At 60.4% G+C, this 22865-nt stretch carries 18 protein-coding genes and 1 riboswitch; of the genes, 5 read left to right on the top strand and 13 right to left on the bottom strand.

Annotated elements, in window-relative coordinates; genetic code table 11:
- Positions 1–79 precede the first annotated feature (79 nt).
- On the bottom strand, positions 80–613 hold the full coding sequence (locus QCD60_RS14175) for a hypothetical protein (protein ID WP_279786339.1): 534 nt from the start codon (positions 611–613) through the stop codon (positions 80–82).
- A 269-nt stretch (positions 614–882) separates the two neighbouring features.
- Here QCD60_RS14175 and QCD60_RS14170 point away from each other — a divergent pair, with 269 nt between their 5' ends.
- Positions 883–2214, top strand: a complete 1332-nt coding sequence (locus QCD60_RS14170; RefSeq protein ID WP_279786338.1) for an IS4 family transposase — start codon at positions 883–885, stop codon at positions 2212–2214.
- 44 nt (positions 2215–2258) lie between these two features.
- Here the strand turns inward: QCD60_RS14170 and uca are convergent, their stop codons facing one another.
- From uca to QCD60_RS14140, 6 genes are all read right to left on the bottom strand, one after another.
- Complete coding sequence (gene uca / locus QCD60_RS14165; protein WP_279786337.1) at positions 2259–5864, bottom strand: urea carboxylase; 3606 nt, start codon at positions 5862–5864, stop codon at positions 2259–2261.
- A 126-nt stretch (positions 5865–5990) separates the two neighbouring features.
- On the bottom strand, positions 5991–6632 hold the full coding sequence (locus tag QCD60_RS14160; protein WP_279786336.1) for an urea amidolyase associated protein UAAP2: 642 nt from the start codon (positions 6630–6632) through the stop codon (positions 5991–5993).
- A 12-nt stretch (positions 6633–6644) separates the two neighbouring features.
- Entirely contained in the window at positions 6645–7427 is a 783-nt protein-coding gene (locus QCD60_RS14155; protein ID WP_279786335.1) for an urea amidolyase associated protein UAAP1, read from the bottom strand.
- A 21-nt stretch (positions 7428–7448) separates the two neighbouring features.
- The gene (locus tag QCD60_RS14150; RefSeq protein WP_279786334.1) at positions 7449–8243 is read right to left on the bottom strand and encodes an ATP-binding cassette domain-containing protein; all 795 of its coding nucleotides are present in this window, start codon (positions 8241–8243) and stop codon (positions 7449–7451) included.
- On the bottom strand, positions 8243–9061 hold the full coding sequence (locus QCD60_RS14145; RefSeq protein WP_279786333.1) for an ABC transporter permease: 819 nt from the start codon (positions 9059–9061) through the stop codon (positions 8243–8245). The genes QCD60_RS14150 and QCD60_RS14145 overlap by 1 nt, the downstream gene beginning before the upstream one ends.
- Positions 9062–9134: 73 nt before the next feature.
- Positions 9135–10208 carry a putative urea ABC transporter substrate-binding protein gene (locus QCD60_RS14140; RefSeq protein WP_279786332.1) on the bottom strand — a complete coding sequence of 358 codons (1074 nt, stop codon included), beginning with the start codon at positions 10206–10208 and terminating at the stop codon, positions 9135–9137.
- A 65-nt stretch (positions 10209–10273) separates the two neighbouring features.
- A riboswitch (guanidine-I (ykkC/yxkD leader) is annotated at positions 10274–10374 on the bottom strand.
- A gap of 396 nt (positions 10375–10770) precedes the next feature.
- On the opposite strand from QCD60_RS14140, the gene QCD60_RS14135 reads away from it, so the two are divergent.
- Positions 10771–11262 carry a hypothetical protein gene (locus QCD60_RS14135; protein ID WP_279786331.1) on the top strand — a complete coding sequence of 164 codons (492 nt, stop codon included), beginning with the start codon at positions 10771–10773 and terminating at the stop codon, positions 11260–11262.
- A gap of 151 nt (positions 11263–11413) precedes the next feature.
- Complete coding sequence (locus QCD60_RS14130) at positions 11414–11851, top strand: Rrf2 family transcriptional regulator (RefSeq protein ID WP_279786330.1); 438 nt, start codon at positions 11414–11416, stop codon at positions 11849–11851.
- Between the two features lie 72 nt (positions 11852–11923).
- Here QCD60_RS14130 and hpxO read toward each other — a convergent pair whose 3' ends face one another.
- Both hpxO and QCD60_RS14120 read right to left on the bottom strand, forming a co-directional pair.
- Positions 11924–13087, bottom strand: a complete 1164-nt coding sequence (gene hpxO / locus QCD60_RS14125) for an FAD-dependent urate hydroxylase HpxO (protein ID WP_279786329.1) — start codon at positions 13085–13087, stop codon at positions 11924–11926.
- Positions 13088–13371: 284 nt separating this feature from the next.
- Positions 13372–14634, bottom strand: a complete 1263-nt coding sequence (locus QCD60_RS14120; RefSeq protein ID WP_279786328.1) for a DUF1835 domain-containing protein — start codon at positions 14632–14634, stop codon at positions 13372–13374.
- A 461-nt stretch (positions 14635–15095) separates the two neighbouring features.
- Between QCD60_RS14120 and QCD60_RS14115 the strand changes: the two genes are divergently transcribed.
- Positions 15096–17876 (top strand): HAD-IC family P-type ATPase, encoded by a 2781-nt coding sequence (locus tag QCD60_RS14115; protein WP_279786327.1) that lies wholly within the window; start codon positions 15096–15098, stop codon positions 17874–17876.
- Positions 17877–17962: 86 nt separating this feature from the next.
- On the opposite strand, the gene QCD60_RS14110 is transcribed toward QCD60_RS14115, so the two are convergent.
- From QCD60_RS14110 to QCD60_RS14100, 3 genes are all read right to left on the bottom strand, one after another.
- The gene (locus tag QCD60_RS14110; RefSeq protein ID WP_279786326.1) at positions 17963–19129 is read right to left on the bottom strand and encodes an alpha/beta hydrolase; all 1167 of its coding nucleotides are present in this window, start codon (positions 19127–19129) and stop codon (positions 17963–17965) included.
- Positions 19130–19196: 67 nt separating this feature from the next.
- On the bottom strand, positions 19197–20018 hold the full coding sequence (locus QCD60_RS14105) for an SDR family NAD(P)-dependent oxidoreductase (protein ID WP_279786325.1): 822 nt from the start codon (positions 20016–20018) through the stop codon (positions 19197–19199).
- A 42-nt stretch (positions 20019–20060) separates the two neighbouring features.
- On the bottom strand, positions 20061–20915 hold the full coding sequence (locus QCD60_RS14100) for an NmrA family NAD(P)-binding protein (protein WP_279786324.1): 855 nt from the start codon (positions 20913–20915) through the stop codon (positions 20061–20063).
- 125 nt (positions 20916–21040) lie between these two features.
- Here QCD60_RS14100 and QCD60_RS14095 point away from each other — a divergent pair, with 125 nt between their 5' ends.
- Positions 21041–21994, top strand: coding sequence for a LysR family transcriptional regulator (locus QCD60_RS14095; protein WP_279786323.1), 954 nt, complete (start codon positions 21041–21043; stop codon positions 21992–21994).
- On the opposite strand, the gene QCD60_RS14090 is transcribed toward QCD60_RS14095, so the two are convergent.
- On the bottom strand, positions 21980–22798 hold the full coding sequence (locus QCD60_RS14090) for a PhzF family phenazine biosynthesis protein (protein ID WP_279786322.1): 819 nt from the start codon (positions 22796–22798) through the stop codon (positions 21980–21982). The two genes, QCD60_RS14095 and QCD60_RS14090, sit on opposite strands and share 15 nt — an antisense overlap.
- Positions 22799–22865: the final 67 nt, after the last annotated feature.

Here is a 22865-nt window from a genome sequence, read left to right as displayed (position 1 = left end):
AGTCCGGAGCCTGGCTGCCGCACTGGTAGCAGGTTCCGTTCTGGCAATGCCATGAGCCTGATGAGCTGTTAACCCGAACTTATCGAGTACAGCTTTTTTCCTTACCGTCAGACTCATCAATATAGGTGAACTCATGCTCGTTCAGGGCAACCACTTTCAACGAGTTGGACATGCCTGCGGGCAGCATCTCACTGAGTTTCAGCGTTTTCTCAATATCAGGATGAGTCACATTAACCAGCTTTATATCCACCGATTTGGTAAACACATACTGACCCTTTACCTCCCAGGTAAAGGTTGCTGCCAGTGAATAGATCATTTCTGGAATACCGGCCAGATTTTTTATTTTCATCGTCCCTGTAGCATTTCCTGCACCTCCTCGTACATACATGTCCTGCGTATCAAACGAGGTAGTAACGCCCCTGGAGGTCGCTGAAGACGTACAATTCCAGATCGGACCGATCAGCGCGGAAGCGATGCCATCACTGTCCAGCGGCTGTGCTGACTGCGGTTTCTCTGACTGGCTGACGCACCCTGCCAAAACCAGTGGCAACATGTAACACAGCCTCAATCCCATTTTTCTCATTGGTATTCCTTGTTTGCAGAAAATACTCACCTGACACTTTCTCGCCATCCGGAATACAGGCAACGGACGGGGGTGTCAGCCACTATCGTGCCCTCCCTTACCTATGTAAAGACAGCAATGGGAATGACGCCTGACGGACATAAGCCAACATTTAAATGCGCCATAAACGTCCAGTTTCACGATCAGACAGATGCATTAACAAGGGGCCGCAGCCTAATGCCAGTCAGTTAAGCCCAACAGCTTGACCTTTTGCGCCCTGAAACGAAAATCCGATGCTTGTTTTGAGCATCGGATTTTTTATGCGACTGTCCCGCGCCTTGGCACTGACTCACGAAGCCGCTTCTACTACTCACGCCCTTGATGAACTGGGGGCGCTGCTTGATCCAGACCTGGTCAGCACCGCACTGGAAACGGCGGGAGTGGCGACCATACGTAAGCGACGCCTCCCTCTTGAGTCCATGATCTGGTGCGTGATCGCCATGGCGTTGTTTCGCCGGATGTCGGCCTGGGATGCTGCGAGTCGTATGGACATCATGCTGCCTGGGCAGAGGCCACTGGTGGCACCCAGTGCCATCGTGCAAGGTCGGCAGCGCCTGGGCAGTGCGGCGGTGCGAGAAGTCTTTTCCCTGACGCAACAACGCTGGCATGCCAGCGCCAATCACCCCACCTGGGCGGGTTTGCGCCTGCTCAGTGTCGATGGCGTGGTCTGGCGCACACCGGATACGGACGACAACCGCAAGCACTATGGCAGTGCCAGTAACCAGCATGGCGATACCGGCTTTCCTCAAGTGCGCATGGTCTGCCAGATGGAACTGACCAGTCACATGCTGGTGAGCAGTGCTTTTGCCGGCTACCACAGCAACGAGATGAAGCTGGCCGAACAACTGATCGACAGCACACCCGATCACTCGCTGACCTTGTTCGACCGTGGCTTCTATTCGCTGGGGCTTCTTCATCGCTGGCAACAAACAGGCACTCAGCGCCATTGGCTACTGCCGCTGCGCAAGGATGCTCAATATGAGGTGCTATACAAGCTGGGACGCCAGGATGCCATCGTCTCGCTAAAGACCTCGCCGCAGGCGCGTAAGCAATGGCCCGAGCTGCCCGACACGCTACAGGCCAGGTTATTAAGCAAGACCATCAAGGGCAAAGTCCGGCAAGTACTGACTTCGATGATCGATCCTCTGCGCTTTCCGCCAGATGACATCGTGGATCTGTACAGCCAGCGTTGGGAAATCGAATTGGGCTATCGAGAAATGAAGCAAGGCATGCTCGCGGGTCACTACACACTGCGCAGTAAAACGCCGGAGATGATTGAACAAGAGCTGTGGGGCGTACTGCTGGGGTACAATCTGCTGCGTTATCAAATGCTGGAAATGAGTCGCCACTGCCCTGGCATCTCCCCCTGCGAAATGAGTTTCACCGCCTGCACCTGGGCGATCCTGGGCTTCTTGAACGGGGTCTCTTTGAATCATCCAGGCAACATCCCTCGCTACCTGGCTGAACTACAGGCTTCGGCCATGCACTACGTCCTGCCTCATCGACGTGAGGAGCGCAGTTACCCGCGGGTGGTCAAGCCCAAGCCGTCCAAGTATCCGACCAGAAATAAAAATGCCAGTCAGCTTAACTGACTGGCATTAGGCCGCAGCCCCTTATCTAACCCCCTGCTCCACCATCACTCAATCACCACCAGCACCTGCCCGGCATTGACCCGGCCGCCGGGTTTGACCAGTAACTGCGTTACCGTGCCGGCAGTGGTGGCAAATACCGGGATTTCCATTTTCATCGACTCCAGAATCAGCAATGGCTGACCAACGGTCACCTTGTCCCCCACCGCTACCTCCGCCTGCCAGACGCTGCCGGATACCGGGCTGTCGACCACCGTGGCGTGCTCCGGCCAGCTGGCCTGCCCCACCTCGGCCTCGACGGACTCCGCCTCGTAATTGAACTGGCCGGTGGCATGCCAGCGTTGCAGCTCTTCGGCAAACGCCGCTTCGCGCTGCTGAGTGAACTGCGTAATGCTGTGCTGCTGCTCGTCGATAAACGCCTGATAGCTGGCCAGACTGAACTGGCCTTCCTCGATGCGCAGCGGATAACGGCCACGGGGGAAGTCTTCACGAATCTGCAGCAGCTCGTCGGCACTGACCTCATAGAAGCGAATCTGGTCGAAAAAGCGCAGCAGCCAGGGCTGACTGAATTCGCGGGTCTGGCGGTAACGGTTCCACATCTGCAGGGTACGGCCGACAAACTGATACCCCCCCGGCCCTTCCATACCGTAGACACAGAGGTAGGAGCCGCCGATACCGACGGAGTTTTCGGCTGTCCAGGTGCGTGCCGGATTGTATTTGGTGGTAACCAGCCGGTGACGCGGATCTACCGGTGTCGCCACCGGCGCGCCGAGATAGACATCGCCCAGCCCCATCACCAGATAGGACGCCTCGAACACAATGCGTTTGACGTCATCAACACTGTCGAGGCCATTGATGCGACGAATAAACTCCAGATTACTCGGGCACCAGGGCGCATTGGCGCGCACCGACTGCATGTACTTCTCGATAGCCTGCTGGCAGGCGGCATCATTCCAGCTCAGCGGCAGATAGACGATGCGCGACGGCACGGTCAGCGCGTCCAGCTGACTGGCCAGGGTCTGCTCGGCCTGCTGCAGATGGGCCAGCAGCTGCTGACGGCTGAGCTGCTGGCTGTCGTAATGCACCTGCAGCGAACGAATGCCGGGGGTCAGCTCACGCAGACCGGGCAGCGGATGGGCCTGCAGCCACTGCATCAGCGCATGAGCGCGAAAACGCAGACGAATATCCAGTTGCTGCGGGCCGTACTCCACCAGCAGGAAGTGATCACCGGCCGCCCGATACACCACCTCTTCGCCGTATTGGCTGGCTGGCAGTGTGAGCAGTACCGGGCTGTCCGGCGTGCAGGGCTGCCACTGCGCCTGCGTTTGCGGCACCGGGGTCAGGGTGGCCAGGCTGTGCAGCTGCTGGTGCTCCAGTAGCACGGCGGTATCGAGGCTGACCGGCACAAAACGCACCTTATCACCGGCACGCAGCTGGCCCAGCTTCCATAAGTCCGCCTGAATCACTGTCGCCGGACAGACAAAGCCGCCGAGCGACGGTCCGTCAGGCCCGAGGATAACCGGCATATCGCCGGTAAAGTCGACGGTGCCCCAGGCATAGGCGTTGTCATGGATATTCGACGGGTGCATCCCGGCTTCACCGCCATCCGGCCGTGCCCATTGTGGTTTCGGGCCAATCAGGCGCACGCCAGTGCGGCTGGAGTTGTAATGCACTTCCCAGTCCGTGCTGAAAAAACTGTCGATATCCGCGGCCGTGAAAAAGTCCGGCGCGCCATGGGGGCCATAAATCACCCGCAGTTGCCAGTCACGCCCCATGGTCGGGAGCAGACCGGCGGGCAGGCAGGCACCACTGAGCGCGGCCTGCGGCACGGCAGACGGCAACGCCAAAGTGTCGCCAGTACGTAACGCACGGCCATTGTGCCCGCCGAACTGCCCCAGGGTGAAGGTCGAACGTGACCCCAGATAGGCAGGACACTGAATGCCGCCAGCGACGGCCAGATAGGCCCGCGCCCCGGCGTCGCTGATGCGCCCGAGCTGCAACACCTGACCAGCCTCCACCGCAATGACCTGCCACAGCGCTACGGGCTCGCCCTCCAGACTGGCGGCAATGGCAGCACCACCGAGCACAATACGGGTAGCGTGGGTGAATTTCAGGGTTGGCCCCTGCAAGGTGATTTCCAGCCCGGCCGCCTCATCGGGGTTGCCCAGCAGGCGGTTGGCGAGACGGAACGACAGTGAATCGAACGGCCCCGACGGTGGCACCCCCACATCCCAGTACCCACGGCGACCGGGATAGTCCTGCACGGTGGTCTGAGTGCCGCCCTGCAGCACCTCGATCCGTGCTGGCTGCCAGCGGAACTGATTGAGATAGCGGGTCGTCACCCGCCCCTGCCGCAGGGTGTCATCTTCGAGCAGGGCCTGCAGATAGCCGAGGTTGGTTTCGATACCGTACAGCTCAATGTCGGCCAGTGTCTGCTGCAGCTGCTGCAGGGCCGCATCGCGGTCATCGCCGTGCACAATCACCTTGGCCAGCATCGGGTCGAAATAAGGGGGCACTTCAATACCGCTTTCCAGCCAGTGATCGATACGCACCTGTTCCCCCACGGGGAAGCTCACCCGGCTCAGTAACCCGGCGCAGGGCTGGAAGTCGCGGCTGGGGTCTTCGGCGTAGATACGTACCTGCATGGCATGGCCACGGGGGCGCAACGCAGAGCGCTGGTCATCCAGTGCCAGCGCTTCCCCACTGGCCAGACGCAGCATCCACTCCACCAGATCGACACCGTAGACCTGCTCGGTCACCCCGTGCTCCACCTGCAGCCGGGTATTCACTTCAAGGAAGTAGAACGCGTCGGTATCGGCATCACAGATAAACTCCACCGTCCCGGCATTGCGATAGCTGACCTGGGCCAGTAGCCGCTCGGCGGTGCGATGCAGTTCCTCACGCACAGCGTCACTGAGGTGCGGCGCCGGGCATTCCTCCACCACTTTCTGATTTCGTCGCTGGCTGGAACAGTCGCGCTCCCCCAGCGCCAGCGCCTTGCCCTGACCATCCCCAAACACCTGCACCTCGATATGCCGGGCACGGGCGATAAACTTCTCCAGAAAGACGCCGTCGTTGGCAAAGTTGTTAGCGCCCAGACGTTTGACGCTGGCATAGGCCGCCTCCAGCTGCTGGCTGTCCTGACACAGCTGCATCCCGATACCGCCTCCCCCGGCAGTGCTTTTCAGCATCACCGGATAGCCAATCTCAGCCGCCGCCTGCTGTGCCTCTGCCAGAGACTGCAACAGGCCCGAGCCGGGCGACATCGGCACCTCGGCCAGCTGCGCCAGCTCACGGGCACGATGCTTGAGGCCGAAGTCTTCCATCTGTTCCGGGGTGGGGCCGACAAAGGCAATCCCCGCCTGCTCGCAGCGCCTGACAAAATCGGCATTCTCCGACAGAAAGCCATAACCGGGGTGGATGGCTTCCGCTCCGCATTGAAGGGCGATGTCGATCAGCCTGGTGGCATCCAGATAGGTGGTGGCCGCGCCCCCTTCGCCCAGACAGTAGGCTTCATCGGCCTGACGGACATGCAGGGAATGAGCGTCACTCTCGGCATACACCGCCACCGACGTCACCCCCAGACGGCGCAGGGTACGGATGATGCGGGTCGCAATGGCCCCGCGGTTGGCAATCAGAACCTTATTGAACATGGCAGTGACCTAGACGGGCCGTCCCGTTGCGCTTTACGACAGTGGTCGTCCACTGAAGAGGTGAAACCGTTATTGAGTTACGTTCATCTGGCTGGAGGCCACACCGTTGCAGTCAGCCCTGCCCCGCTATTTCTCCCAGGTCAGTACCTCAATGGGCGTCGGGTTGTAACCGTTGCAGGGGTTGTTCAGCTGCGGACAGTTGGAGATCAGCACGATCACATCCATCAGCGCTTTCAGCTCTACGTACTTGCCGGCCGCGGAAATGCCGTCTTCAAAAGTCAGCCCACCGGCGGCGGTCACCGGCACATTCATAAAGAAATTGATGTTGTGGGTGATGTCGGTCTTACCCAGCCCGAACTCCGGGTGCTCGGCAATGGCCAGCATCCAGTTGTCGCGGCAGGAGTGCATGCAGCGCTTCTCCAGGTCATAGCGCACGGTATTGCTTTCGCTGGCACAGGCACCGCCGAGGGTGTCGTGGCGGCCACAGGTATCAGCCAGCATTTCCAGCATCGGCCGGCCTTCGTTGGAGCGCAGCACGCTGCCCGCCGTCAGGTACAGGTTGCCCTGTTCGCGGATGGTGTCGGTGAAGCTGTAATGTTCGCTGGGGTCAGCGGCGTTATAGAACAGAGTGTCGGCAGCCTGATTGCCTTGCAGATCAAGGATGCGGAAGACCTGTCCGGCCTTGATCACATCGAAGTAATAATCCCCGGCACCCACCACCTGCCGGTGCAGGGCCAGTTCAGGCTGACGTTCGCTGTGTTTGATCATGAGCCTGTCTCCTTACTGAGCGCTGGGCGAGGTGGAATAGCCGGGATTGGCGAAGTGATAGAGGGCGTTGTTGTGAAAGCCACGGCGGTTTTCAGGGCGGAAATTGAGGCAGTAATCATCGGCCGTCAGCGCCGCAGCCCGGCTTATGTCAATCTGCACACTGGCGCTGGGATAGTGCTCGCTGCAGTCGAGCGGATGCGGGCAGGTATGCAGCAGCACCAGGGTGTCCATCTCAAAGCGCAGGGTCACCTGACAGCCGCGGCTGTCGACACTGCGGTCCAGAGTCAGATTGCCGTCATCATCACTGCTGACCTTGCTGAACAGATTGAGGTTGGCGGCCAGATCGGCACGACTCAGGCCGTACTTGGCCAGCTCCACCAGAAAGGCGTCGTAGCCGTTCTGATGCCAGTCGTTGCGCACCTTCTGATAATCACGGCGGCCCCACTGCGCCGCCACCTGCTCGGCATGGCTGTTACCACAGACACTGTCGTGCCAGCCAAAGCTGTCGGCGGTGATGGAGCAGAAAATCCGCCCCATGTCGGAATACAGGCAGTTACCGCGGGTCAGCTTGAAGGTGTGCTGGCATTTCAGCGTATCCGGGGCGTTGTAGCGCTCCAGCAGGTTGAACGGGTTATGCATCAGCAGGGCGACATTAGCGCCGCCGGTCAGATCGGTCAGGGTCATCTGGGTGCCACGGCGCATGGTCAGCGACCAGTGCTGACCGGTGCGCAGCTCGGTACGGTAGTGGTCCAGACTGAGCACATCGGCATGGGTGGAGGAGCAGACGGCATTCATAACATATCTCCGAATCAGTGATCAGCCCGCCAGCGCCACGGCGGGGGCGGTGCGGGCCTGAATATCCTTGAGCAGCGCGGCGCCCTGCAGGTCGCTGCCACGCTTGCGGTTAATGTCGAGGTCGTAGGTCAGGCTGGCGCCATAACGATGGGGGGCCTGCGGATCGTGGCGTACCTTGTCGAACACCCACAGACGGGTGCCCAGATAGAAGGCTTCCTTGAGATCGTGGGTGACCATAAACACCGTCAGCTGGTGCTCACGCCACAACCCCAGCACCAGCTCGTGCATGTCGGCACGGATACCGGGGTCGAGGGCACCGAAGGGTTCGTCCAGCAGCAGGATGCGTGGCTTCAGCATCAGTGCCTGAGCAATGGCCAGACGCTGCTTCATGCCGCCCGACAGTTCATGAGGGTAGCGCTGCAGGGCATGGCTTAAGCCCACCTTGTCGAGCATCGCCTCCGCCGCCTGACGTGCTGCCGCCTTGCGGGTGCGACCCAGCCAGCCAGTCCATGGGCTTTGCGAAAAGGCACAGGCAATGATGACGTTGTCGAGCACGCTCAGATGGGGAAACACCGAGTACTGCTGGAACACGATGCCACGGTCTGCATCCGGCTCGGCGGCCAGCGGCTGGCCATCCAGCAGAATCTGGCCCTTGCTCGGCACTTCGGTGCCCAGCAGCATTTTCAGGAAGGTACTTTTGCCACAGCCGGAGGCACCCACCATGGTGACAAAGTCACCGGCCTGCACCTCGGTATGGATGCGCTCCAGCACAATCTGATCGCCATAGGACTTCCACAGGTTATTGATCTGCAGCATCACAGGCCTCCTTGGTGATACCAGGGATAAAGACGGCGATTAGCCCAGGCCAGCAGCCAGTCCACCAGAAAGGCCAGCAGGGTGATCCAGGCCACATAGGGCAGAATCACATCCATCGACAGATAGCGCCGCACCAGAAAGATGCGGTAGCCCAGCCCGTCGGTGGAGGCGATGGCCTCGGCCGCAATCAGGAACAGCCAGCCAGCGCCCAGCGACAGCCGCACCGCGTCGATCAGCCGCGGCATCAGCTGTGGCAGCAGCACACGCAGCAGAATGGCCGGTGTCGCGGCACCGAGGGTCTGCGCCTTGACCAGCTGTTCGGCGGGGATTTCCTGCGCACGTTTCTGAATATCGCGGGCGATAAAGGGGAAGATGCCGATCACGATCAGCACCACTTTCGACAGTTCACCCAGGCCAAACACAATAAACAGGATCGGCAGCAGCGCCATCGGCGGGATCAGCGACACTACCGTCAGCAACGGTGAAAAGGCCGCACTTACCAGCGGCAGCGCACCGGTCAGCAGACCGATCACCAGCCCCAGTGTGGCGGCAATCAGTATCCCCAGCCCCAGACGCTGCAGACTGCTGAAGGTGTCCTGCCAGAACAGCAGCTCACCGGTGCGTTTGCTCGGCTCGAACACCATCTGCTGCATGGTGCCGGCAAACTGGGCAAAGCTGGGCAGCAGCTTGTCATTGGGGTTGAGCGCCAGCCGCGCATCGGAACTGAGGATGTAGACCAGCAGCAGCAAGGCAAAGGGCAGCAGGGTCAGCATCATCCGCCAGGACCGGTCCGGCCGCAGGTTGATCATACGTTTCATGGAATATCTCCACTTGGCTTCAGGCGGCAGGCAAAGGCCGGAGCCGCTGTACTGGCCGCCTGAAACCCACTGCTTACAGCTGCTTATCAGCCGCCATCTGCATATAGGTCGGATCGAAGCGCAGTTTGACGTTGCTGTCGCTGCCGTAGATGCCGCTGGGTGTTTCCACGCCGATAAAACCGGCATTGGGCGCGCCATCACCAAGCAGGCCATGTTCAAAGGAGAACTCCGCCACATGCTGCATGGTGGCCTTCAGCTCGGCGTCTCTGGTCAGCCCCAGAGCGGACTGCGGGGTATAGAACATGCGGGTGGTTTCCAGCTGGCCTTCAAAGCCAAACAGGTCGGTGCCGGAGGCCGTGGCCATGGCTTCGCGGGCTGCCTGTCCGTCAGGGCCGGGGTCACTCATCAGCGCCATGGTTTCATACCAGGCACCGGTCAGCGCCTTACCGAAAGCGGGGTTGTCCTTGAGGGTCTGGGTATTGGCGACCATCAGGTCGATGATTTCGCCGGGGATTTTGGAAGAGTCAAACACCAGATGGCTGTCAGGCATCGCGGTGACAGTGCTCAGCAGCGGGTTCCAGGTGACGGTCGCAGTGACGTCCGGGGTACTGTAGGCGGCCACCATGTCGGCATCCGAGGTGTTGACCACGGTGACGTCCGACTCCTTCATGCCTACCGTTTCCAGCGCCCGCGCCAGCAGATAGTGCGACACGCTCAGCTCAACCAGATTGACGTTCTGGCCCTTGATGTCAGTGAGCTTGCCCTTGCCCTTCAGCACCACACCGTCATTGCCGTTGGAGAAGTCACCGACGATCAGGGCGGTGCTGTCAACGCCTCCGGCGGCGGGAATGGTCAGGGCGTCCATGTTGGTCATGGCACAGGCATCAAACCCACCGGCGGTGTACTGGTTAATGGATTCGACATAGTCGTTGATCTGGGTGACATCAATACTGATGCCGTACTTGTCGGCCCATTTCTTAATGATGCCGTGGTCCTTCATATAGCCCCAGGGCATCCAGCCCACATAGATGGACCAGCAGACATTGAAGTCTTTCTTGGTGTCGGCCTGAGCAGATGAGGATAACAAGGGCGCGCTGCAAACAGCGGCAAGGGCGGTGGAAACAAGCAGTGCTGTGAGTCGCTTCATGGCTGACCTCCCGTTGGGATTACACATGGAATATCCGGAGTACTCTTGGCTTCACCGCCAATCGAACCTCCCGGGCTTTTCTCCCGCCGTGTAACCTTCTGCGAAGGTCGACCGCTCTCGGACCAGACGTCTTCTCCCGAAGACCGGAACCCTAGCGATCCATTGCTGAATCAAATTGTCAGGCAGTTCCATCTGCCAAGAGTACTGCCCGTCAGGCTGGCATCCAGCCGTCAGGGTTAATCGGTACTGCGTTTACTACACAAACTTGAATACAAGATCCGGGCCACAGTGGCTAAGCCTCTGTATTTTCAGGATTTACCTCTGTTTTTCGCACACAGCTCAAGGCGATTGTGCACCGCAACTGACTGCCCCCGGTGATACCACGCACGATCAGAGTGCAAGTAGCCATGCAGGAAAAGCAGCGCATATACGTCGCTAACTGCCGTCTATCTGCAGCGAAAATGCTGCCTGGCAACAGAAACTATTTTTATCGCCGGGGATTGCCGCCAGCGCTGACCTCGCTTTCAATAGAGGGCTTCTTCACTTTCAGGTTGCCAGGAAAATGGATTTCCCACGCTTACATACCACTCCCACTGCACGCCGCAGCAAACGGCTGGGTGCCTTGCTATCAGGCGGACTGCTGGCCGCAGGCTGCACGCTGGTGCAGGCAGACGATGGCACGGCAGCACAATGTCAGGCACAGATCACCACCCTGATGTCGCTGCCGGTGCTGGATGGCACCGAGACCTTCGAGCCACGGCTCTACCACCCCAGCCCCGATCTGGTGTATGCCCAGTATTCGGTGGAGCTGGGCGATACCCTGCTGGAAGTCAGCATTGATCCGCAGAACAACACCCTGACCCGCTGGACACTGGCAGCCGGTGAAGAGGAAGACGTCAGGCACTACCAGCTGAGTTGCGATGAAAACGGCCGCTTCAGCGGTGATGGCGTGGAAGGCATGGCAGTGGATGGCGGTCTGCTGCTGTACGAAGCCAAAGCCGGTGATGACAGCATTCCTGATGATCTGGCCCTGTTTTATGCCAAAGATCACTGAGGCAACGATCACAGGCAGGGTCGCCTGAGGCCAGCACCAGTCTGCAGCTGGCCGGTACGGTGCTGAACAGGTTAAACTTTGTACACATCGCCATCGGCCAGCTTCCCGCCGTGCAGATAGCGACTCCTTCGCTCTTCAGGGTTGAGCTGATATGCAGTTAAAAAGCTTTACCGACCTGTCACTGCGCACCTTGCTGTATGTAGGGATGCAGGGTGAAAAACTGAGCACCATCGGCGAAATTGCCGACTTCTTTCATATCTCCAAAGAACATCTGCGCAAAGTCGTCCATCGTCTTTCTTCTCTGGGTTATCTGCACACCAGCCGCGGCATCCACGGTGGCATGCAACTGGCCATGGCAGCCGGGCAGATTCGTCTGGGCAAGGTAGTGGCACTGATGGAAGAAGACATGTCGATCATCGACTGTGAAGGCAGGCAGTGCACCCTGACCGGCCGCTGCAGGCTGAAGGGAGTGCTGATGCAGGCACAGCAGGCCTTTCTGGCGGTGCTCGATCAGTACACCCTGGCCGATGTGCTCAGTGACCCGCTGCTGCAACAACAGTTACGCATCGAGCTGCACGCCGTCAGCTGACCGGCCGTCAGGACAGCACACAGACAGGGCACCGCAGAGAATCCCTATTCTCAGCGGTGCTGCTGGTCAGCCTCACTGCAGCGGGCTGCCCTCGATGGTCTGCCTGAGGCCGGCGAGAATATTGACGCCGCTTTCCTGAGCCAGCTCGTCATACCATTCCTGCGTCTTGTCCGGATCGGTACCGTGCGTCGTATCACAGCGTTTGCGTGCCCGCAGCACAATACCGGCCACCCGCTCCAGCCGTTCTGCCTCATACTGCTGCAGCGCCGCCGCTACATCCCCGTCAAACTGCTCCAGACAGTTCATCAGCACCCAGGCATCCTCCATGGCCTGACAACCGCCCTGCCCCAGATCCGGCGTCATCGAATGGGCCGCATCGCCCAGCAGCACCAGCCGCCCCTTGACCAGCCTGTCGAGCGGGTCCACATCATGAATCTCCACCCGTGCGACCCGCTCCGGGTCGATACGCTCAATCAGCGTCTGCACCGGTTCCGCCCAGCCGGCAAAGTGCTGACGCAGTTCATCGCGATAGTGGCTGCGCTGGTTGGCCGTGCCCTTGGGCAGCGGCACATCGAAGAAGAAATAGAATTCGTCATTACCCATGGGCATCAGCGATACCCGCTTGTGTTCACCAACAAACTGCTTCCATTCATGAGCATCGGCCAGATCCGCCGACACCGGCACCCGGCCATTCCAGTTCACATAACCACGGTATTCCCGTTCGCTGTCGAACCCGGCCACCTCGGTGCGCAAACGTGAATGAGTGCCATCGGCCGCCACCAGCAGATCAGCGCGCACGGTGTCACCCGTGCTCAGGGTGACATCGATACCCGTGGCATCCTGCGCCACCTGCTCACAACTGACACCGAGGGTGATGTGCTCCCTGCCGACGGCCTCCAGCAGCAGTTCCTGCAGCACGGCACGGGCAATCGGCCGGGCTGGCTGCTGCACCTGCTGATACAGCGGCTCCAGACTGAAGCGGGTCAGGGTCTGCCCATGCAGGTCCTGATAACTCATGCTGCGCATATCACCGCTGACCGCTTCGATCTGCTCCTTCAGCCCCAGCGCATTGAGAATCTTCACACCGTTTGACCAGATAGAGATGGCAGCGCCCACCGGCGCCAGTTCCGCCACCCGCTCATAGACATGGACCCGGTGACCGGCTTTCTGCAGGGCAAGGGCGGCGGTTAATCCACCCATGCCCGCGCCTGCGACAACAATGTTGAGTGCTTGCATAGGGAGCATTCCTGACAGTTAAGTAATCTCTGCCCCCTCTCAAGCAAAAAACTAACCAAGTAGTCAGAAATCATAAAATTGACCAGAAGCCCCGTAATATCAGGCATCTGGCGTTCTTTATAAGGAGGATTAGGAGAGACACGGGCAATAGCCTATGCCCCGAATTGGGGAATAATGCCCGGCACGGGGCCGTAATGGGGCAGCCGTGCTGCGGTGATCACCACAACACGGCGCGGAATAAAGAGAGGAAAAATGGGTGCCGTCAGAGCAGACGGCACACCGGCTCAGCGCACCTGCCCTTTGATGCAGATGCCACCCACCCAGCGCTCACCGTAGAACAGCTCACGAAAATCACGTTTGCCTCGCAGTACGGCCACTCCGGTCTCGGTCAGAAAGATGGGATAACTGGGCCAGCCCCGCTCAGGGTCGCCCTTACCCGGCTCCAGCACAAACAGCGGCTCGCGGGTCTGCTGCAGCTGACGAATGACATACCAGAACATCAGATCACCCAGAAACGGCAGTGGTTCAAGCTGCCGCATCAGCACCGAAAATACCCGGCCCACGGTATCGGCACCGTAGTCGGCCATGGCCTGCAGGGCCAGATGCTCGGTCAGCCCAAGGCCATTGAAGCCGGAGGGTAACTCACGCAGATGGCGCTGCAGGGCACGTTGCATCGGCAGGACCGGCGACGTTTCCGCCGCAGCGAGGGCCTGCAGCGCGGCCGGTTCAGGCTGACACAGCGCCCGCCATACCTGCCGCCCCAGCTGCAGATGAGTACGCCCCAGCGGCACCCGCTGGTTATGCCACAGCCAGGTCAGCAGTTCAGGTGTCAGCTGCCCCAGCCCGATAAAATCCGGCACCCCCGGCACCTGCTCAACACAGATCAGCTCCAGCTGCACCTTCGGTTGCAGCCGCAGCAGCTGGTCCAGCAAAAAGGCCAGAATCAGCTGGTCGTAACTGTCGTGTTCAAACCACAGCACCACCTGCTGATAGTCTTCCAGCCGCTGCAGCACGGCATATTCGCCCTGCAGACGCGCGAGGGCATCCGCCGGCTCCAGCTCATAGGCACGGGCGATGAAGTCGGCGCGGTTGTGGATAAATTCAGGTAGCGGCAGATCGGCCAGCGGCCCCTGACAGAAGGGGTCGGCAAACTGCTGGAAATCACCGATAAAACCCGCCAGCTGCAGGCTCTGGCGAATGTCCTCGCCACAGCGCAGATGCAGGGTATGGCGACCATCAGGCGCAGTATCAGGCTGATGGGCCAGCTGCCCGATATGCGCTTTCATCCGTGCCCAGCTGGCAAAGCCATTCTCGCGGGCAATCACCCACTGGGCATCCGCCAGCTGTGGATAAAAGCCATGATCGTAGCGCGGGTGATGCTGTTGAAAACGCTGCACCGCAGGTGCCTGATCCTGGTGATAGGCCCGCAGCAACTCTCTGGCGCGCTTCTTCTGCTGCTCAAGATTCAGCCGCCCGTTGAACCAGGTGCGCTGGTAAGGCGATGGTGCCGCTGTATCACTCACAGACGGACGCTCGGTATCCGGCATACGACTCCTCCTGCAGCCTTGCTGCATTATGCCTGTGTCCGCCCTTCAGGCCAGAAATCGTATGGAAGTGAAGAGGTTATCCAACCGGGCGCAGCCCTTTTCGCGAACGTGAACGCTGGTAAGCGCCGGTCAAGGATAGCGACCTGCCGCCGTGCTGCCAACCCGCCCGGCCAGCAACGAGTGCCTCAGCCTGCGCATTCCGCCAAAGCTCGCCATGCCTGACCCAGATCAACATGCTGGTAATAAGGGCAACATAGTCTCTTCCGCAGTTGCACAATAACTGCCTGATATTCGTCTAAGCTCAAACACAGCAACCGTTCAGCAGGCGGCTGTCCCGGCACTTCCCAGAAGCTGTTCACTATCCCGCGACCCGCTCATACCCGGCATAATCCCTGCCAGGCGTGTACAGCAAGTCAGGGCGAGGGGGAACAGGGGAAACCTGTCAAGTCAGTGAGGATCCCATGGATACCATCAGCAAACCCCGCCCCCGGGCAGGCACTACCGCCGCCCCGCCACCGCTTAACACTGCCAGCGGCCAGCCGCTCTGGCACGCGCTGGATGCCGACACGGCGCTACAGCAGCTGCACAGCCAGCGCAGTGGGCTGGGCCACAGCGATGCCGCCGAACGGTTACAGCAATACGGCGCCAACGTGCTGACGCCACCTGCTACCGACTCCATGCTCAAACGCTTCCTGCTGCAGTTTCACAACGTGCTGATCTACGTGCTGCTGGTCGCTGCGGTGGTCAGTGTCGGCCTCGGCCACTGGATCGATGGCTCGGTGATCTTTGCCGTAGTGCTGATCAATGCGCTGTTCGGCCTGCTGCAGGAAGGCAAGGCCGAGAAGGCACTGGCGTCAATCCGCACCCTGCTGCATATCACCACGGCGGTCATGCGCGGCGGGCAGCGCGAATCCGTCGACGCCGAACAGCTGGTACCCGGCGATATCGTGCTGCTGGAGTCAGGCGACAAGGTGCCGGCTGACATCCGCCTGTTCGAGGCTATCAATCTGCGCGCGCAGGAAAGCGCCCTGACCGGCGAGGCCAACAGCGTCAGCAAACAGGCACACGCAGTAGAGCCTCTGGCGCCACTGGCCGAGCGCAGCTCCATGTTGTTCGCCGGTACGCTGATTACGCAGGGCCGCGCCCGCGGAGTGGTAGTCAGCACCGGCGACCACACTGAGCTTGGGCAGATCGGCACCCTGCTGCGTGACGTGGAAACCCTGTCCACGCCCCTGACCCGGCAGATGGCTGCACTGGGCCAGACCCTGACCATCGCCATTCTGGCCATCACCGCGCTGGTGTTCCTGTTCGGCTGGCTGTGGCGTGACTACCCGCTGAGCGAACTGTTCATGTCCAGCGTCGGTCTGGCGGTGGCCGCGATTCCTGAAGGTCTGCCGGCCATCATCACCATTACCCTGGCCATCGGCGTGCAGCGTATGGCCCTGCGCAACGCGATCATCCGCCGCTTACCGGCGGTGGAAACCCTCGGTGCCGTCTCGGTGATCTGCTCCGACAAGACCGGTACCCTCACCCGCAATGAAATGACCGTGCAGAGCCTCTGCCTGCAGGAAGGCCTGATCGACGTTTCCGGTTTGGGTTATCAGAGCGAGGGAGAATTCAGCCTGCACGGTCAGCCGCTGACGCCTGTGCAGCAGCAGGAAGTGCAGCATCTGGCGCTGGCCGCCCTGCTCTGTAACGATGCCCGCTTTGATACCCGTGCTGATCCCTGGCGCCTGCACGGTGATCCTACAGAAGGCGCCCTGCTGGCACTGGCGGCTAAGGCAGGCTGGCAGCACGGCGATTGCATGGCGCGGCATCCACGTACCAGCGAAATCCCCTTTGAGTCCGAGCACCGCTACATGGCGACGCTGCATCACCCGCGCAGCGCCGATGACGAGCTGAGTGAGGCGGTGCTGCTACCGCGGCTGCTGGTCAAGGGCGCGCCCGAGCGGGTGCTGGCCATGTGCTCACAGGTGCGCAGCCACAGCGGCCATCAGGCACTGGATATGGACAGCTGGAAGCGCGCAGTGGAGCGGCTGGCGGCGCGGGGTCAGCGGGTGCTGGCCATCGCGGAAAAGCCTCTGCCGGAAAATCACCCCCGTGCCGGGCTGGAGCATGACCACCTGACCGGACTGACCCTGCTGGGGCTGGTCGGTATTGCCGATCCGCTGCGTGAAGAAGTACGTAAAGCGGTGGCGGATTGCCATGCCGCGGGCATCCGTGTGGTGATGATTACCGGTGACCATGCCAGCACCGCCCTGGCGATCGGCAGTGAACTGCAGCTGGGTGATGAACATCAGCTACTGACCGGCAGCATGCTGGACCAGCTCAGCGATGCCGAGCTGGAAAAGCTGATCGACGATACCCGGGTAGTGGCCCGCGCCAGTCCGGAACACAAGCTGCGCCTGATTCAGGCCCTGCAGGCCAGAGGACGGATCGTGGCCATGACCGGCGATGGGGTCAATGATGCTCCGGCGCTGAAACGGGCCGATGTCGGCGTGGCGATGGGTATGAAAGGTACTGAAGCGGCCAAGGAAGCGGCAGAGATGGTGCTGGCTGACGACAACTTCAGCTCCATCCGCGATGCGGTGGTGGAAGGTCGTACCGTTTATGACAACCTGCGCAAGGCACTGGTTTTTATCCTGCCGACCAACGGGGGTGAAGCACTGGTGCTGATTGCCGCCATCCTGCTCGGCATCACCCTGCCCATGACACCGGTGCAGATTCTGTGGGTCAACATGATCACCGCCGTTACCCTGTCACTGGCACTGGCCTTCGAGCAAAGCGAAACAGGGATTATGCAGCGGCCACCGCGCCCGGCCACAGAGCCGCTGCTCAGTCGCTTTCTGATCTGGCGGGTGGTGCTGGTGTCGGTGCTGCTGGCCTGCGCCAGCCTGCTGCTGTTCCAGCTGGCCCTGAGCCAGTATCACGATCTGGCGCTGGCCCGCACCGTCGCGGTCAATGCACTGGTCGCCGGTGAAGCGCTGTATCTGCTCAACTGCCGCTCACTGCGCCGCTCTACGCTGTCGTGGCAAAGCTGGACCGGCAACCCCTACGTACTGCTGAGCATTGGTGTGCTGGTCATCGTGCAGCTGCTGTTCACCTATCTGCCGCTGATGCAAACCCTGTTCGGCACGGTGGCCATGCCCCTCGCTCTGTGGCCGGAAACCCTGCTGGCCGGGCTGGCGGTCTATCTGCTGGTGGAAGCGGAAAAGTGGCTGAGCCGGCGTCTGGCGGGGTGAGCTGCCAAGCCACAGCCAGTACAACGTACTGGCTGTTTTTCTGACTATGCCAGGGCTGACCAGCGGTGGTGCATGATCATCTGTGCTCAGTGCAGCGAGCGATCGAAGAAGGCCGTGATCGCATCAAAAGGAATCTTGTCGACTCGATCATACAAATCCGTATGAATGGCATCGCCGACGATCAGCAATTGCTTCGGCTCAGCCGCCGCCTTGTAGGCATCCTCACTGAAATACCGCGAATGGGCCTTAGCACCGGCGATGAACAGCACAGGTCGGGGCGAAATCTCATCAATATGGGTCAGCATTGGCATATTCATAAATGACAGCGGCATAGTGGCAGTAAAGGCACCGCGGGAGTTCACAGAGCGCGGATGGTAGCCACGAGGAGTGCGATAGTAATCGAAATACATCTTCACTACCGGATCGGTCACCCCTTCCAGTGTGTCTGGCAGGAAGGGCGGACCGTCGGCGAATCGTCCCTGCTCCGCATCCCGCCAGCGCTGTTCACTCAGTTGCTGCACCATGCCGGCACGCGCTTCGTGACTCATGGCATCGTAGTAGCCCCTGGCCATGAGCCGGGAAATATCGTACATGCTGGCGGTTACTACGGCTCTGATGCGGGTGTCGATTGCGGCGGCATTGAGGCTCATGCCACCGCCACCACAGATACCGATGACCCCGATACGCTGACGGTCAACGCTGTCCAGCAACCCCAGATAATCAACAGCGGCACTGACATCGTCCGTATTGATCTCAGCAGATGCCAGATTGCGCGGCTCACCGCCACTCTCACCGGTATAGGACGGGTCAAAGGCAAGGGTAAGGTAGCCACGTTCCGCCATTTTCTGCGCATACAGTCCGGATACTTGCTCCTTCACTGAACCAAAGGGTCCGGCCACCACCAGTGCGGCAAGGAGTTTTTTGTCCGTCCCTTTCGGCATATACAGATCAGCGACCAGACGAATCCCGTAGCGGTTCTCGAAAGAGACTTTCTGGTGATCAACCTGTGGACTTTGTGGAAACACCTTGTCCCACGTCTGGGTCACCGACACAGGCATAGCCTGCGCCCCGGGTAGCGCCGTCTGCGCCATAACGGCATTTGCCAGCAGTAGCATTAACACCCCTGCCCGCACGACTTGCCTTCCCCAACCTTTGCTGCGGCCGGGTGGCGGGCAGAACAGATGCGGCAGACCATTATTGACACCTCGTCCGGGCGCACAGGCAGCCCGGACGATGCAGGAGAGTGAGAACATGAGGCGCTCCACTGTGAAAGACGAGAGGGTAATGGTTAATGTCGGGAGAACAGGGGCTGACTGAACGTCACCCCCGGGCGGCGATGGCCAGCGCCTGCCACTGCTCCCAGTCGTGCAGCCGCTGTCCGTACTCGGCCTGCATCATGCCGAGCATGTCACCGAAGAACACCCGCAGCGGTGGCTGTTCAGCATCCACCAGCGCCAGCACGGCAGCAGCAGAGGCTTCAGGCTGGCCCGGCGTCTGCCCGCTCCACATGCCAAGCACCTGCTGACGGACACCGTCGTACTCGGTACGAGGCGTGGCATGCACTGCCGAATTCCCGGCCCACTCCGTGGCAAATGCCGTCGGCTCAATCAGGGTGACCTTGATGCCAAATTCGCGCACTTCGGCCGCCAGTGCCTGACTCATCCCCTCCAGCGCCCACTTCGATGCGTTATACAGGCCAAACAGTGGGAAAGCGGTGACGCCGCCAATGGTTGATACCTGCAGGATGTGCCCGCTGCGCTGCATGCGCATCAGCGGCAACACCGCCTGCGTGACCCACAGCGCGCCAAAAAAGTTGGTCTCGAACTGCGCGCGAGCCTGTTGCTCAGAAACCTCCTCCACCATGCCAAATAAGCCGTAGCCGGCATTGTTGATGACAACGTCCAGCCGTCCGAAGTGCTCATAGGCCGCAGCCACGGTACGAAACACCGCCTTGCGGTCACACACGTCCAGCGGTAACGGCAACACCCGGTCACCGTATTGATCCACCAGTGCCTGCAGGGCATCCGTGTTGCGGGCAGTGGCCACGACACAGTCGCCCCGGGCGAGGGCCGCTTCAGCCCAGATGCGGCCGAAACCTCTGGACGTCCCGGTGATAAACCAGATTTTTTGGTCAGTCGTCATGATGTGGCTATCCAATCAGAGAGAAACAAAGAACAGGCACGCTTACAGCAGCGCCGCAATGGCTTCGTCGATGGTGATCTGGCCACGGCGGCGGGTCTCAGGCGCACCTTCAAAAGCCAGCCAGCCCTCATTGGTACCATCCAGCGACTGCATCCAGGGTTCAGGGTTTTTGATACCGATCTGCTGAAAGCCCTGCTCCCAGTGATCGCGTGGCACCGCTTCTGCCCGCACCTTTTTATCCAGTGCACGGGCAAAGGCTTCCGCCAGACGCTGAGGAGACACCGGCGCCGGCCCTTCAAACTCCACCACGCGGTGGCCGCTCCAGGTTTCCATCAGCAGGTGTGCCGCCATACGGCCCACATCCCGGGTCGATACCATCGGCAGCGGTTGATCCAGTGGCTGCAGATGGGAATAGATGACGCCCTGTGAGCGGGCAGTCGCGACATCCCACTCGTGGTTTTCCATGTACCAGGCAGCACGCAGAATGGTGACGGGGATCTCCAGATCCGCCAGCACCTGCTCCAGATAACCCAGCTCGTTGAACAGATTGGCACGAGTGACCTGCGCCCCGTAGGTGGACAGTGCCACCACTTTCGATGGCCGCGCCTGCAGCAGCGCCTGGCGGATGGCATCTGCGCGGCGGTGCCCCTGTTCAAGACCAGCGGCCTGATCATAAGCCGGTGGCAGCAGGACGAAGGCGCCCTCACAGCCGCTGAATGCCGCGGCCAGTGCCGCGCTGTCTGCCGCATCCGCCTCTTTCACCTCACAGCCACGCGCCTGCCAGGCGGCCGCTCTGGCGGCGTTACGCACCACCGCGCTGACGGCCTGTCCGGCGTCCAGCAGATTGTTTACGACGGCCCCACCGACGCGGCCTGACGCTCCCATAATGGCGTACATATCACTTCTCCCGTTGTATGTTCAGGTTGTACCTGAGTTCAGTCGGAGTGATCTTCACACTATGGGTCTATTGATTGAAGGGCCGTAATGTCACTATAGTTTTGACTTTTAGTCCGTAATAAAACATGTCCAATCCACATCCATACGACAGCCGCCTGCTCTCCGGGGTGAGTATTCTCATCGCCGTGGTCGAGGCAGGCACCATGACGCGCGCAGCCGAAGGGCTGGGCCTGACACCCTCTGGGGTAGGAAGGGCGATTGCCCGGCTGGAAAGCAAAGTGGGGGTGCGTCTGCTGCACCGCACGACGCGCTCCCTGCGTCTGACAGACGAAGGGCGCCGTTTCTACGAGCAGGTGGCCATCCATCTGGAAGGTATCCAGCAGGCAGCACTGGAAGTGGCGGGAGCTGCCCAGCAGGTCCGGGGACGGCTGCGCGTCAACGTCGCGCCGATTTTTTCGCAGACCGTGCTGGCCCACCACATCGGCGACTTTCTGACACGCTATCCCGAGTTACGTATTGAACTCATCATGCGCGATGCCATCGGTGATCTGGTAGCGGATGGTTTTGATATGGCCCTGCGTTTTGGCCCGCCGCCGGAAGGGGCACTGATCATCCGCAAGCTGGCGGAGATGAGGGTCATCACCACCGCCACTGCCGGCTATCTGCAGCGCTGCGGACGGCCTGCGCACCCCAGCGAACTCACTGAGCACAGCACCATCGACTTCTGGGACCCGGTCAGCTGTCGTCCTTATGACTGGATATTCAAGCGGGCCAATGAAGAATTACCGGTCAAGGTCAATGCCCGGCTGATGACCTCCGACGCCGTGACCATGCTCAGTGCCTGCCGGGCCGGAGCAGGCATCTGCCAGATTCTGCCTATCGGCGCACAACACCTGTTTGATCGGGGCGAACTGGTCGATCTCTTCCCGGACTGGCCGGGCGAAGTGTTTCCGCTCTATGCCATTTATCCTTCGCGCCGGCAGCGGGCCGCCAAGGTGCATGCCTTTGTCCAGTTCGTTGAAGAATTACTGGGTACAGCCACGGATCAGGAGGCAGGGTGGGAATTACCGCTTCCCTAGCACGGCATCTTCGCTGCCCTGCACCTCGATCACACCGCGCAGATAGCGCACCGCCTGACCGGAAACAAACACCCGGTCTTCCGCCACCCGGCAGTGCAGCACGCCACCCCGGTGCGACGCCTGATACGCCTTCAGTTCCGTTTTGTTGAGGACTGCGGCCCAGTAGGGTGCCAGCCCGGCATAGATCGAGCCGGTGACCGGATCTTCACCGGTATCCGGCCAGAAGTAACGGCAGACGAAGTCATAGTCGGTGCCGGGCGCCGTCACCACCACATCGTAAGGTGCCAGTGCCGCCAGCTGCTGACGGTCATAGTTCAGGCTACGAATCGCGGCCTCATCGTCATAGATGGCAAAGTAGGCCTGCTCACTGCGCATAACCGCAGTGGGCGCTACCGACAACATGGCCAGCAGTGCGGCAGGGACAGCGTCCAGCGTGACAGGCAGGCGCTGAGGGAAAGACATCTGCAGATAGCCGTTATCCTGACGGCTGACGATCAGCTCACCGACGGCGGCGGCATACACCCGGATACAGCTCAGCTGTGGCTGCTCGCTGAAAATCACAAAGGCCGAGGCCAGCGTGGCATGGCCACAGAAGGCCACCTCATCCACCGGCGAAAACCAGCGGATATGAAAATGATCATCAGCCAGCCGTTTGACGAAGGCGGTTTCTGACAGGTTGTTTTCGGCGGCAATCGCCTGCATCAGCGCTTCATCCAGCCATTCATCCAGCAGCAGCACGGCCGCGGGATTGCCTTTGAACAGGCGATCGGTAAAGGCATCAACAACGGTAATGTTCAGTTCCATGGCATCCTCTGCTGGCATACTGACGGGAGGAACACTATCGGCGAAGGCAGCCGCTCATCGCAATAGC

It is taken from the genome of Pokkaliibacter sp. MBI-7 (assembly GCF_029846635.1).
GTDB lineage: Bacteria > Pseudomonadota > Gammaproteobacteria > Pseudomonadales > Balneatricaceae > Pokkaliibacter.
This window is presented reverse-complemented; position numbering and strand designations above follow the sequence as displayed.